This window comes from Actinokineospora alba, assembly GCF_004362515.1.
Classification (GTDB): Bacteria; Actinomycetota; Actinomycetes; order Mycobacteriales; family Pseudonocardiaceae; genus Actinokineospora; species Actinokineospora alba.
Window position 1 is genome coordinate 1,689,282 of sequence record NZ_SNXU01000001.1, and the last position, 13,580, is coordinate 1,702,861.

11 protein-coding genes are annotated in these 13,580 nt (G+C 68.5%); 6 read left to right on the forward strand and 5 right to left on the reverse strand.

Annotated features, from left to right (window positions below):
- Positions 1–894: 894 nt before the first annotated feature.
- The 5 genes from C8E96_RS08065 to rpmH are packed head-to-tail and all read right to left on the reverse strand — an operon-like array spanning position 895 to position 3,391.
- Entirely contained in the window at positions 895–1,458 is a 564-nt protein-coding gene (locus tag C8E96_RS08065) for a Jag family protein (protein WP_176926856.1), read from the reverse strand.
- Between the two features lie 29 nt (positions 1,459–1,487).
- Positions 1,488–2,513, reverse strand: coding sequence for a membrane protein insertase YidC (gene yidC / locus C8E96_RS08070; RefSeq protein WP_091383718.1), 1,026 nt, complete (start codon positions 2,511–2,513; stop codon positions 1,488–1,490).
- 3 nt (positions 2,514–2,516) lie between these two features.
- A complete protein-coding gene (yidD, locus tag C8E96_RS08075; protein ID WP_228770331.1) occupies positions 2,517–2,843 on the reverse strand; it encodes a membrane protein insertion efficiency factor YidD in 327 nt (108 codons plus the stop codon).
- Positions 2,840–3,241 carry a ribonuclease P protein component gene (gene rnpA, locus C8E96_RS08080; RefSeq protein ID WP_091383716.1) on the reverse strand — a complete coding sequence of 134 codons (402 nt, stop codon included), beginning with the start codon at positions 3,239–3,241 and terminating at the stop codon, positions 2,840–2,842. Before rnpA ends, yidD begins: the two co-directional genes overlap by 4 nt.
- 12 nt (positions 3,242–3,253) lie before the next feature.
- The gene (rpmH, locus tag C8E96_RS08085; RefSeq protein ID WP_091383715.1) at positions 3,254–3,391 is read right to left on the reverse strand and encodes a 50S ribosomal protein L34; all 138 of its coding nucleotides are present in this window, start codon (positions 3,389–3,391) and stop codon (positions 3,254–3,256) included.
- 496 nt (positions 3,392–3,887) lie between these two features.
- Between rpmH and dnaA the strand changes: the two genes are divergently transcribed.
- The 6 genes from dnaA to gyrB all read left to right on the forward strand — a co-directional run bounded on the left by dnaA (position 3,888) and on the right by gyrB (position 13,548).
- The gene (dnaA, locus tag C8E96_RS08090; RefSeq protein ID WP_091383714.1) at positions 3,888–5,444 is read left to right on the forward strand and encodes a chromosomal replication initiator protein DnaA; all 1,557 of its coding nucleotides are present in this window, start codon (positions 3,888–3,890) and stop codon (positions 5,442–5,444) included.
- Between the two features lie 1,970 nt (positions 5,445–7,414).
- Entirely contained in the window at positions 7,415–8,548 is a 1,134-nt protein-coding gene (gene dnaN / locus C8E96_RS08095; protein WP_091383713.1) for a DNA polymerase III subunit beta, read from the forward strand.
- A 15-nt stretch (positions 8,549–8,563) separates the two neighbouring features.
- Positions 8,564–9,484, forward strand: coding sequence for a phosphogluconate dehydrogenase (NAD(+)-dependent, decarboxylating) (gene gnd / locus C8E96_RS08100; RefSeq protein WP_267463849.1), 921 nt, complete (start codon positions 8,564–8,566; stop codon positions 9,482–9,484).
- Positions 9,484–10,641 (forward strand): DNA replication/repair protein RecF, encoded by a 1,158-nt coding sequence (recF, locus tag C8E96_RS08105; RefSeq protein WP_091383711.1) that lies wholly within the window; start codon positions 9,484–9,486, stop codon positions 10,639–10,641. Before gnd ends, recF begins: the two co-directional genes overlap by 1 nt.
- Before the next feature lie 112 nt (positions 10,642–10,753).
- Positions 10,754–11,377, forward strand: coding sequence for a DciA family protein (locus tag C8E96_RS08110; RefSeq protein WP_091383710.1), 624 nt, complete (start codon positions 10,754–10,756; stop codon positions 11,375–11,377).
- Positions 11,378–11,571: 194 nt separating this feature from the next.
- Entirely contained in the window at positions 11,572–13,548 is a 1,977-nt protein-coding gene (gyrB, locus tag C8E96_RS08115; RefSeq protein WP_091383709.1) for a DNA topoisomerase (ATP-hydrolyzing) subunit B, read from the forward strand.
- The last annotated feature ends 32 nt before the right edge of the window (positions 13,549–13,580 follow it).

Genomic DNA, 13,580 nt, shown 5'->3' on the forward strand with positions numbered 1-13,580 from the left:
ACCCAGCCCAACCCAGCCCAACCCAACCCAGCCCAACCCAGCCCAGCCCAACCCAGCCCAGCCCAACCCAGCCCAGCCCAACCCGGCCCGGCCCGGCCCAACCCGGCCCAGCCCAACCCGGCCCAGCCAGCGCGGCCCAACCGGACCAGCCCATCCCCTCGTGGTCCGCACCGGTCCGCCGCCGCACGACTTCCGCGAAGGTTTCACTGGGGCCCAATCGACCTGATCTCGCCCAATCGCACACCCCGCCGCCTGGGGTGCACCCAGCGCCCTTTCCCGCCCGGTTCGGCGACAGCCCCACGGACCCCTGGCAGGCGGTCCACCCTTTCAACCGCTCGCCGCTCCGCCTCAAGCCACGACACGTCCGCATCCAGCGCGCGTCGAAGGTTCGCTGCGGCTACCGACCCATCGGCAAACTTGGGCAGCGCTCCCGCGGCTCGCCCGTGCTCCGTGTGCTGCTTGCCGACGGTGCTCCCACTTGCCGTAGCTCGCACACGGTGCGCTGTCAGCTTCCGACATCCGCACTCACCGTCTGTACCCCGAGGCCGAGTCCTCCGACACTCAGCTCACATTCCGGGTCAGTCCCGCGCTCCATCCTCCAGCCGAGAACCCGGCACCCGGCCGACTCCCACCCTCGGCTCACGAACCGCTCCGCGTTCTCGACGCGGCGGAGGGCGCTCGTGGCCCCAAGCTTCGCACCTCGACTCGCGGCAGCTGCCGGCGTTCAGCAAGGCCTCCACAGATGCGCGCCCATCGGCGGCATCTAGCCGATCCCCAGCGGCACCCCGCCCGACGCCGCCAGCACCGCACACCGCGATGTTTCACGTGAAACACAAAGGCGCGGCCCGTCATCGACGGGCCGCGCCTTTCAAGCCAAACGAACTGCCAAACGAACTACTGCGGGAAGACCACCACACGCCGGCGGGGATCCTCGCCCTCGCTCTCGCTGTGCACGCCCTTGACCGACGCCACCGCGTCGTGGACGACCTTGCGTTCGAACGGGGTCATCGGCTGCAGCCGAACCCGCTCGCCGCTTTCCAGCACCTTCTGTGCCGTGGCACGGCCGAGGTCACGGAGTTCCTCGCGGCGGTCGGACCGCCATCCCGCGACGTCGAGCATCAGCCTGCTGCGGGTGCCGGTCTCCTGCTGCACCGCCAGCCGCGTCAGTTCCTGTAGCGACTCGAGCACCGTGCCGCGGGGGCCCACCAGCTTCTCCAGGTCCTCACCGCCGTCGATGCTCACGACCGCGCGGCTGGCCTCGACATCGAGGTCGATGTCGCCGTCGTAGTCGAGGATGTCGAGCAGCCGCTCCAGGTAGTCCCCGGCGATGTCGCCTTCCTGGACCAACAGCTCCTCTGTCGACCCACGCCCGCTGGTCTCGGTCGTCCCCTCGGCCGGGGCCTCCCCGCCCTCAACCTCGACAACGGTCTTCTCGGACTCCTGCACCGTCTCCGGCACGGTTTCTCCTCTCCAGGTCCAGCAACGCCTCAGCGGTTCTTGCGACCTGACTTCTTGCTACGGGATCGGTCTGAGATCAGACCGGGAATCTCGGTGCCGTTGTCGGCGGGCGGCTTGACCGCGTCAGCAGGCTTCTCGGTCGAAGCGGCAGGCTTCGGAGCGGCGGAATCGGTCGAGGCAGTCGACGCGGTCGGGGCAGCGGGGCGCTTCTTGGCCGCGGGCTTCTGGCCGGGCTTGGGAGCGAGCGCGTTGCGCTTCTCGATGACCGCGGCCTTCTTCTCCTCTTCCTCCGCGTCGATCTTGCGGTACACGAAGTGCTGCTGCGCCAGCGTCCAGCCGTTGTTGCTCAGCCAGTACATGAGCAGACCGATCGGGAAGAAGAAGCCACCGACGAGCACGCCCAGCGGGAACATGTACAGCGTCAGCTTGTTCATCATCGCGGTCTGCGGGGTGGCCGACTCCGGGTTCTGCCGGGCCACCGAGTGCCGCGCGGTGAGGTGCGTGAGGATGCTCGCCGCGATCATCAGCGGAACGGCGACGGCGATGACAGCGCCACGGGACACATCGAACTTCGCCAGCTCGGCGGCGGGCTCAGTGATCCAGTTGCCCAGGCGCGCACCGAAGAGGTCGGCGGCGAGGTAGGAGCTGACGCCGCGCTCGTCGAAGAAGTAGTTCTCCGTGGGGCTGTTGCCGAACGAGCGGAGCACGTGGAACAGGCCGAGGAAGACGGGGATCTGCAGCAGCATCGGCAGACAGCCGCCGAGCGGGTTGACGCCGTGCTGCTGCTGCAGCTTCTGCATCTCCTGCTGCATCTTCGGCTTGTCGTTCTTGTACTTCGTCTGCAGCTTCTTGATCTCGGGCGCGAACTCCTGCATCTTCCGCATGGAGCGCACTTGCTTGACCGTGGGCTTGTACATGATCGCCCGCAGCGTGAAGACCAGGAACACGATGCCCAGCGCCCAGGAGACGGCGCTCGCCTCGCCGAACACGTGGCCGAAGACCCAGTGCCAACACCAGAGGATGAAGGACACCGGGTAGTAGATGAAATCGAGCACGGACTACTCCTCGGCAACATTCGGTTCGGCCGGGCTAGGGGACCCGGACTCGTTCTTCGGCTTTCGGGGCGGCACCGGATCGAGGCCGCCTGGGTGCCACGGACCACACCGCAACAGTCTGCGTAACGCGAGCCACGAGCCGCGCACCGCACCGTGGACGGTCAGCGCCTCGACGGCGTACGCGCTGCAGCTCGGATAGAAGCGGCATGCGGGCGGAAGCACCGGCGAGATCCACCGCCGGTAGACGTGCACGGGAACCAGCAACACGCGCGCGACCGGGCCCGGCCGATCGGTCGCGACGTCGTCGCGCACCGCCGTAGCCTGTTTCACCGGTCACCACCACTGTCATCCGCGACCAGTCGCAGTTTGCGGATCGCGGCGTCGAAGTCCTGGCCGAGTTCGGCGCTCGTCGCGCCCGCTGCCGGGGGAAGAGCCCTAACAACCAACGCGGTACCAGGCGGGAGAGTTCCGAGCCGGGCCCCCGCGAGGTGCCGAAGCCTGCGTGCGACCCGGTGGCGGACCACCGCGTTGCCGACGGCCTTGCTCACGACAAAACCGACCCTCGGCGGCACGGTGTTCCGCTCCGCACAAGGGTCGGCTTCGGTAGTCGCTTGCATCCGCTCCGTCACGGCATGCACCACAAGGCGGGGACGTCCAGCACGGCGACCTTTCCGGGTCACCCGTTGGAAGTCCGCGCTGCTGGTCAGCCGAGCGGCCGCGGGGAGCACGGCGGCCTGGAATCAGGCCGACAGCTCTTTGCGGCCCTGCCGACGACGGGACGCGATGATCGCGCGGCCCGCGCGGGTCCGCATACGCAGACGGAAGCCGTGGGTCTTGGCCCGACGACGGTTGTTCGGCTGGAAGGTGCGCTTGCTCACGGCTCGTTCTCCCGATACTTGCTGGCCAGGTGGTTCCGGCTGAGTTCTTGTCTCGCGCCCCCTGCCGGGCACGGCTGGACGAACTCGCGCGACAACCAGTGACGGGCACGCAGAACTCGCCCGCCGCAAGCGGGAGACCTTATGAGGGTACGCATTGGGTTGGGCCGGGCCAAACCCGGGGCCTGTCGTCGACGCGGGGCGACCGCTCGGCGACACGCCGAGGTCGTCCACATTGTTGCCTACGACCTCGTCTTGTGGCATCGGGCCCGCCTTGTTAGCGTGCGTTCCCTTGGCTGGACGGACGGGGAATGGGAGCCCTGCTGAGCCGTCGTCGCCGAGCCACTGAGTACCGTGAACCCCCCACCGGGGGTTTCCTCTGCGGTTCGCCGTACCTTCGTGCACAGTTGTGGACAACCCTGTGGATGCACGTTTGACGGCACCCGCGGACGGGACCAGCCTTGGACCACAAGCCGACGAGGGGAGGGGAGCGGCACCGATGTCCGACAATCAGCTGAATCTGGCTGTGGTCTGGGAACAAGTAGTTCGAGAGCTGTCCGCGGGAACACTGTCCCCGTCGCAGCGCGCCTGGATGCGCATGACCCGGCCGATCGGACTTCTCGACGGGACCGCTCTGCTGTCGGCGCCCAGCGACTTCGCCAAGGAAGCCATCGAACGCGCCCTGCGCGAGCCGATCACCGAGGCCCTGTCCCGCAGGCTTGGCCGTGCCGTGTCGCTGGCCGTCAAGGTCGATGTCGCGCTGGCGCCGCCGAAGCCCGCCCCGCCCGTGCAGCACAACCCCACACTTGAACAGAGCGTCGACGGCCAGGACGCCCCGATGGCCGTTGCCGTCGAAGCGCCGCCCGCCTCGCAGTACGCGGGCGAAGCCGAGGACGACGGCGAAGAGGTCGACGAGGAAGGCGACGCGCTCGCCACGGTCCACGAGATCTGGCCGACCTTCACCGGCCAGCCCACGACCAGCGGCCAGCCCTTCACCGCCCCGGCGCAGCCGCAGACGTCGAAGACGCGCTTGAACGAGAAGTACACGTTCGACACCTTCGTCATCGGCGCGTCCAACCGCTTCGCGCACGCCGCCTCGGTCGCGGTGGCCGAGGCGCCCGCGCGCGCGTACAACCCGCTCTTCATCTGGGGCGAGTCCGGCCTGGGCAAGACCCACCTGCTCCACGCGGTCGGCCACTACGCCCAACGCCTGTTCCCGGGCATGCGGGTGCGCTACGTCTCGACCGAGGAATTCACCAACGACTTCATCAACTCGCTGCGCGACGACCGGAAGGTGGCGTTCCAGCGCCGCTACCGCGACATCGACGTGCTGCTGGTCGACGACATCCAGTTCCTCGAGGGCAAGGAAGGTACTCAGGAAGAGTTCTTCCACACCTTCAACACCCTGCATAACGCGAACAAGCAGATCGTGGTGTCGTCCGACCGCCCGCCGAAGCGTCTGGAGACGCTGGAGGACCGGCTGCGGACCAGGTTCGAGTGGGGCCTGATCACCGACATCCAGCCCCCCGAGCTCGAGACCCGCATCGCCATCCTGCGGAAGAAAGCCGCCCAGGACCGGTTAGCCGCACCCGCCGAGGTCCTGGAGTTCATCGCCGCCAGGGTCGAGGCGAACATCCGCGAACTTGAAGGCGCCCTCATCCGGGTGACGGCGTTCGCCTCGCTCAACCGCCAACCGGTCGACGTCACCTTGGCCGAGATCGTCCTGCGCGACCTGATCCCGGACTCACAGGCCCCGGAGATCACCGCGCCCACGATCATGGCTGTGACCGCGGAGTACTTCGGCGTCTCCATCGACGACCTCTGCGGCCCCGGCAAGACGAAAGCGCTTGCGCAAGCCCGCCAGATCTCCATGTACCTGTGCCGGGAGCTCACGGACCTGTCGCTGCCGAAGATCGGCCAGACCTTCGGCGGCCGCGACCACACGACGGTCATGCACGCGGACAAGAAGATCCGCAAGGAGATGGCCGAGCGGCGGCGCATCTATGACCAGGTCCAGGAATTGACCTCCCGCATCAAACAGCGCGCTCGCGCCTGACGCCGCTGAACGCCCGCCTGCACCCCCGCGGCGTGGCTGACGGCCGCCCCCGCCTCGCAGGCGGGCACCGATACCTGTCCCTGTTCACCGGAGATGGGCGGTCGAGGCGATAGAACGCACCTAAACAACAAGGCTGGCAACACCCGGCCCTTCGACGATCAGCGATCGCGAAGGGCTTAAGTGCTTTGCCCAGACCACGACCACACGGCGCACGCCCGGCAACTTCGCGCGACCAGCCGGCACAAACGAGCAACCAGCACGCCTGAGTTTCGTATGCCCGAGCGATCGGGAAACGGGATTCGAGCACGCCTGACCTCGGCACGTCCGGCTGGAGAAGCTCGATCTTTGGCTGCCCGGGATCCACACCGAAGCGTTTGGCACGCCGAAATCCGGCAACGGAACCCGGCGGGCCCAGCGCAGTTCGGCAACGGATTCCGGCGACGGGTCCGACGCCGACCATCGGCGAACGGATTCGGCGATCAAGGACCAGCGATCGGGGCTCGGCAGTCCGGCTCAGCGAGCGAACTCGACCGTCGACCTTGGCGAGCGAGTTTCGGCCGCGGGCTCAGCGCTCGCCAAGCGGGACTCAGCAAGCGGGACGCAGCTGCCGAACTTGGCGATCGGGTTCGGCGATCGGGTCCGGCGAACGGGTCCGGCGAACGGGGTTCCGCGAACGAGGTTCGGCAAACGAGGTTCCGCGCGGATGGGCAGCGAGCGATCTTCAGCGAACGGGTTCAGTGAGCGAGTTCGGCTGCTGAACTCGGCTGCCGGAACTCGGTGATCGGGTTCGGTGATCGGGTTCAGCGAACGAAGTTCGGCGCGGATCTTCAGCGAGCGATCTTCAACGAGCGCGGCGATGGACTGGCCGCCGCCGCGTGATCGGGAGCCCGGCCGGGCTCGGTCCGAGCGCGAGTTGGTGGTCAACGCACGCGTTTGTGGGCTCGTCGGCACGTGACCGTCGAGCCGACACCCGCTGAAGTCGACCGCGACTTGCTCCGGACGCGCGCGGCAGTGCCGGCGACTCGGCCGCGTGGTCCCTCGATCCGGTCGGCGGCCGCGAAAGCGGAGCGGGCTGAAGCAGCGGATCGACGGAGCGCGGTGGCCGAAATCGTGATGGCCGACCACTGCCCTGAGCGGTGGCAGCCGGGTCGTGGTCGGCGGTCGGAGCGGCACTCAAGTTAGGAGGTGGACATGCGCCCAGAGGTCGGCAGCCCCCGACCCCGCGGAGCGAGCCGCGGCGCCCCCGGTACTTCCACCCTCCCCGTGCGCGCTCATCCACATCTTTATTGCCGCCGTGGACGCCCGCCCACACCCCCAGAAAACTTCGCCCGATCCGCCCGCCCGCGACCCCATCACCCCCGCCGGCCGAGTCGCTCGGCACAGGCGTCGCCACCCGTTCAGACCGCCAAGTCCGCCCGTTCGCATCTTTTCTGGGGCGGTGGAGCGTCCTTCCCCACCCCCAGAAACCTCGCGAGCCTCGAAAATGACGTGGTCTGCGTCACCGATACGGGGGATTTACCTGTGGACAACCCTGTGGGCGGCGGAACGCCTGCCTGGGCACAACTCGACCAACATCTGGGGAGCGATCTGTGGACAACTTGGCCCCCCTGTGGACGAAACTGGGGACCCCCGAAACCATCCACCGATGGCCCGATCTGTCCACCGGTCCAACCCCAGGCTTGCCCACAGGCCGGCACGGCACTGGACCTGCGTCAACGGGGGTTGTCCACACAATCCACAGCACCTATTACTACTGCTGTCTTTGTTCTCCCTAGAGGAAAAGAAAAAGCTAGAAACAGGGGGCGGCGAAATCTGGGGACAGCTCGCTCCACGGCCTCCCGCCGCCACACCGCCCCGGATGACGCGGACGCGGATCACGCTCTACGGTTGGGCCCTACAGCGTGGACAGCTCGACGGACCCGCCTCGCAGGATCGGTGAGGGGGACCGGTCGGGCCTGGAAAGGACTCCCATGAAGATCCGCGTCGAGCGCGACGGCCTGGCCGACGCCGTCGCCTGGGTCGCGCGCAGCCTCCCGTCCCGGCCTCCCGTTCCCGTCCTTGGCGGGGTTCTTCTCGATGCCGGGTCAGCCGACGGCTCCGAAGGACTCACCGTCTCCGGTTTCGACTACGAGGTGTCGGCCACGGTCGGCATCCCCGCGACGGTCGCTGACGGTGGACGGACTCTCGTGTCCGGCAGGCTGCTCGCCGACATCACCAAATCCCTCCCCGCCCAGCCCGTCGAGATCTCGGTCGACGGCTCGCGGGTCGCCATCGCGTGCGGCAACGCGAAGTTCAGCCTGCCGACCATGCCGGTGGAGGACTACCCACAATTGCCCGCGATGCCACAGCACGCGGGTGAACTCGCGGGTGAGGTCTTCGGCCAGGCGGTCAGCCAGGTCGCGGTCGCGGCGGGCAAGGACGACACCCTCCCGATGCTGACCGGCGTCCGGGTCGAGATCGCCGGCGACAAGCTCACCCTCGTGGCGACCGACCGCTTCCGGCTCGCGATGCGCGAGTTCGAGTGGAAGCCGTCCGGCGACGTCGAGGACGCCGCGGTGCTCGTGCCCGCCCGCACCCTGGCCGAGGCGGCCAAGGCGCTCGGCAGTTCGGGCCGCACGGTCGAACTCGCCCTCTCGCCCGGTGACGGTCTGCTCGGTCTGTCCGGTTCCGGCAGGCGCGCGACGACCCGGCTGCTCGACGCCGAGTTCCCGCGGTACCGCCAGCTGCTGCCGTCCGAGCAGACGTCCGCGGCGATCATCGCCGTCGCCCCGCTCGTCGAGGCGATCAAGCGCGTGTCGCTCGTCGCCGAGCGCGGGACGCAGGTGCGGCTCGAGTTCTCCGATGGCGGCCTGCGCCTGTCCGCCGGTGGCGACGACGAGGGCAGCGCAGAGGAAGAGCTGCCCGTGGAGTTCACCGGCGACCCGGTGACGATCGCGTTCAACCCGGGTTACCTGCAGGACGGTCTGGCCGCGCTGCACTGCGACCGCGCCGAGCTGTCGTTCACCACGCCCAACCGCCCCGCGCTGATCAAGCCGGTCGGCGAGGACGGCGAGGTCATCCCGGGCTACCTCTACCTGCTGATGCCGGTCCGCCTCCCGGGCTGACCCGCGACTGAGGAGATTCCACACATGCAGCTCGGACTGGTCGGCCTGGGCAAGATGGGCTTCAACATGCGCGAGCGGCTTCGCGTAGCGGGCCACGACGTCGTCGGGTACGACCGCAACCCCGACGTCAGCGACACCGACTCGCTCGCCGACCTCGCGGCGAAGCTCGACGCGCCGCGGGTCGTGTGGGTCATGGTCCCGGCGGGCGAGCCGACCCGGCAGACGGTCACCGAACTGGGTGAACTGCTCAGCGACGGCGACCTGGTGATCGACGGCGGCAACTCGCGCTTCACCGACGACACGGTCAACGCCGACCTGCTCGCCAAGAACGGGATCGGCTACCTCGACTGCGGTGTGTCCGGCGGCGTCTGGGGCAAGGACAACGGCTACGGCCTGATGGTCGGCGGTGCCGAGGCCGATGTCGAGCGGGCGATGCCGATCTTCGACAGCCTGCGTCCGGAAGGTCCGCGTGAGGAAGGCTTCGCGCACGCCGGCGCTGTCGGCGCGGGCCACTTCGCGAAGATGGTCCACAACGGCATCGAGTACGGCCTGATGCAGGCCTACGCCGAGGGCTACGAGCTGCTGACCGCCGCGGAAGCCGTCACCGACGTGCCCGCGGTGCTCAAGGCGTGGACCCGCGGCACGGTCGTGCGGTCCTGGCTGCTGGACCTGCTGGTCAAGGCCCTGGATGAAGACCCGGGCCTGGCCGAGCTGACCGGCTACGTCGAGGACTCCGGCGAGGGCCGGTGGACCGTCGAGGAGGCGATCAACCACGCGGTTCCCGCGCCGGTGATCTCCGCCGCGCTGTTCGCCCGGTTCGCGTCTCGGCAGACCGACTCGCCCGCGATGAAGGCGGTCTCGGCGCTGCGGAACCAGTTTGGCGGGCACGCGGTGCACAAGGCCGGACCGACGTCCGGGGCAGGCGAAGTGAAGTAGTGCACGTCCGGCACTTACAGGTCGTCGACTTCCGCTCCTGGGAGCTCGCCGACCTGGAACTGGAGCCGGGACCAGCGGTGTTGGTCGGCGCGAACGGCCAGGGCAAGACGAACTTGGTCGAGGCGATCGGCTACGTGGCGACCCTGTCCTCGCACCGGGTCGCGTCCGACGCGCCGCTGGTCCGGCACGGTGCGCAGCGAGCGATCATCCGCACGGCCGTGGTCAACGACGGCCGCGAGTTGACGGTGGAACTCGAGGTCACGCCCGGCAAGGCGAACCGTGCCCGGGTCAACCGCGGGCCGGTCCCGCGGACCCGGGACGTGCTGGGCATCCTGCGCACGGTGTTGTTCGCGCCCGAGGATCTTTCGCTGGTGCGCGGCGACCCCGGCGAGCGCCGCCGATTTCTCGACGACCTCTTAGTACTGCGCGCGCCGCGGTACGCCGGTGTCCGCGCGGACTACGACAAGGTGCTGCGCCAGCGGAACGCGCTGCTCAAGAGCGCGGCGACGAGCAGGCGCGCGCGCCGGGCCGACCCCGACGCGTTGTCCACGCTCGACGTCTGGGACGGGCACCTCGCCACGCACGGCGCGCAGCTGCTCGCCGCGCGGCTCGACCTGGTCGCCGATATCGGGCCGCTGGTCTCGGCCGCGTACGCCGGGGTGGCTCCCGAGTCGCGGCCCGCGCAGATCGCGTACCGCGCGGGAATCGCGAACAGCCTCCCCGAGGGCTACGGCACGCCCGACGGTGAGCGGGCGGACATCGAGGTGGTCGCCGACGCGCTGCTCGCGGAGCTGGTCGTCCGGCGTGAGGCGGAGCTGGACCGCGGGGTCAGTCTGGTCGGTCCGCACCGCGACGAGCTGGACCTCATCCTCGGCGAGGCGCCTGCCAAGGGGTACGCGAGCCACGGCGAGTCGTGGTCGTTCGCGCTGGCCTTGCGGCTGGGGTCCTACGAGCTGCTCCGGTCCGAGGGCAGTGAGCCGGTCCTGGTGCTCGACGACGTGTTCGCCGAGCTGGACCGCCGCCGCAGGCAGCGACTCGCCGAAGTGGCGGTGGGGGCCGAACAGGTCCTCGTGACCGCCGCGGTGGAGGAGGATGTGCCCAGCGAGCTGGCCGGGGCGCGGTATTCCGTGGCGGACGGGGAGGTACGACGTGTCTGACGATCTCTTCGGCGGCACCATTCGGCCTAACGACCCTCCACGATCGGTTACCCCAAGCAAGGTGCGTGGCACCACATCTGGGGATAAACCTGTGGATAGTGTGGATAACACCGTGACTAAGCGTCCGTCCGGCGTAGTAAAGCCCGCCAGATCCGGGGATGAATTCACACTTCAGGGTGGTCGCGAAAACAATTCATCCACAGGTGCTACGGAGGGTGAGAACGCCCCGCTTCGTGGATCGGATCTTGCCCGGGCCGCGCTCGACGCCGCCCGCAAGGCCGCCGACTCCAAGCGCGCGGGTCAGCGCGGCCGCAATGTTCCACGTGGAACATCCACCGGATCCCGGCGCCGTCGTCGCTGGTCCGGGCCTGGTGCGGACGACCGAGACCCGCAGCCGCTGGGCAGGCTCGCCTCCCGGCTCGCGGTCGACCGCGGCTGGAACGAGCACCTGGCGGGTGGCCAGGTCTTCGGGAAATGGGCCGCCCTGGTGGGTGCCGAAGTCGCCGAGCACGCCAAGCCGGTCTCCCTCAAGGACGGCGAACTCACGGTCGCGGCCGAATCCACGGCGTGGGCGACTCAGCTCCGCCTGCTCCAACGCCAACTCCTCGGCCAGATAGCCGCGGGAGTCGGCAAGGGAGTGGTCAAGAAACTCAAAGTCCAAGGCCCGACGGCGCCCAGTTGGCGCTATGGGCCGAGGCACGTTTCCGGCCGAGGTCCGCGAGACACCTACGGCTGAGTGTCGCGGGTCGAGATCTCCGGGATGGCGTCGGGACTCGTGCCTGATCGCATCCGCCGCCCTGTGACTCAACCAGGGGTGTCCTTGACCCGGTTCTGGACGACCGCACCAGTAGTATGTGACGAGGGGTGCGCAGGGCGACGTCCGCGCACCGCCGTCGCAGTCGATCCGACGCACGAGGAGATACCGAGCACGTGGCAGCCAACAAGCAGGAAAACTCGTACGGCGCTGGCTCGATCTCCGTCCTCAAGGGGTTGGAGGCGGTTCGGCTCCGGCCCGGTATGTACATCGGTTCCACGGGTGAGCGCGGCCTGCACCACCTGATCTGGGAGGTCGTCGACAACTCGGTCGACGAGGCGATGGCGGGCCACGCGACCAAGGTCGAGGTCACCCTGCTGGCCGACGGCGGCGTCCGCGTCGTCGACGACGGCCGTGGCATCCCGGTCGGCGAGCACCCGGAGGAGAAGCGCTCCACCCTCGAGGTCGTCATGACCATGCTGCACGCGGGTGGCAAGTTCGACAGCGAGAGCTACGCGGTCTCCGGTGGTCTGCACGGCGTCGGTATCTCCGTGGTCAACGCCCTGTCCCGGGTGCTCGAAGCCGAGATCAAGACCGACGGCCACGTCTGGCGCCAGCGCTACGAGGACACCAAGCCGGTCACCCCGGTCCAGCAGGGCGAGGCGACCCGCGAGACCGGGACGACGATCACCTTCTGGGCCGACCCCACGATCTTCGAGACCACCGAATACAACGCCGAGACGGTCGCCCGTCGCCTGCAGGAGATGGCGTTCCTCAACAAGGGCCTCACCATCGTCCTGCGCGACGAGCGCGTGTCCGACGAGGACTCCGAGGCCGACGCGAGCGGCCTCGCGGCCCGCGTCAAGGAGCGCACCTACTGCTACCCGGGTGGCCTCGAGGACTTCGTCAAGCACATCAACCACGCGCGCGAAGCCCTGCACAAGAAGGTCGTCGCGTTCGAGGCCAAGGGCAAGGGCATCGAGGTCGAGGTCGCGATGCAGTGGAACACCGGCTACAGCGAGTCGGTCTACACCTTCGCCAACACGATCAACACCCCCGAGGGCGGCACGCACGAAGAGGGCTTCCGCGCCGCGCTGACCCGAGTGGTCAACGTCTACGCGCGCGACAAGAAGCTGCTCAAGGAGAAGGACGCGAACCTCAGCGGTGAGGACGTCCGCGAGGGCCTGGCGGCGATCGTGTCGATCAAGCTGGCGGAGCCGCAGTTCGAGGGCCAGACCAAGCAGAAGCTCGGCAACACCGAGGCGAAGACGTTCGTCCAGCAGACCTGCAACGAGTGGCTGGCCGACTGGTTCGAGCGCAACCCGGTCGAGGCGAAGACGATCGTCACCAAGTCGGTCGGCTCCGCGCAGGCCCGGATGGCCGCCCGCAAGGCGCGCGAGCTGGTCCGCCGCAAGGGCGCCCTCGACATCGGCGGCCTGCCCGGCAAGCTCAAGGACTGCCGCTCCACCAACCCGGAGGAGTGCGAGCTCTACATCGTCGAGGGCGACTCCGCGGGCGGCTCGGCCAAGGAAGGCCGCGAGTCCCGGTTCCAGGCGATCCTGCCGATCCGTGGCAAGATCATCAACGTGGAGAAGGCCCGGATCGACCGGGTGCTCAAGAACACCGAGGTCCAGAGCCTGATCACGGCCCTGGGCACCGGCATCCAGGAAGACTTCGACGTCAGCAAGCTGCGCTACCACAAGGTCGTGCTGATGGCCGACGCCGACGTCGACGGCAAGCACATCACCACCTTGCTGCTCACCCTCCTGTTCCGTTTCATGCGCGGGCTGATCGAGCACGGACACGTCTACCTGTCGCAGCCCCCGCTGTACAAGATCAAGTGGCAGCGCGCCGAGCCGGAGTACGCCTACTCCGACCGCGAGCGCGACGGCGTGCTCGAAGCCGGGCTCGCGGCAGGCAAGAAAATCAACAAAGAAGACGGCATCCAGCGCTACAAGGGTCTCGGCGAGATGAACGCCAACGAGCTGTGGGAGACCACGATGGACCCGGCGCACCGACTGTTGCTCCAGGTCACGCTGGACGACGCCGCCACCGCGGACGAGTTGTTCAGCGTGCTGATGGGTGAGGACGTCGAGGCCCGCCGGTCCTTCATCACCCGCAACGCCAAGGACGTTCGATTCCTCGACGTGTGATCGGTCCCCACATGATCACCCGGATGGAAGCT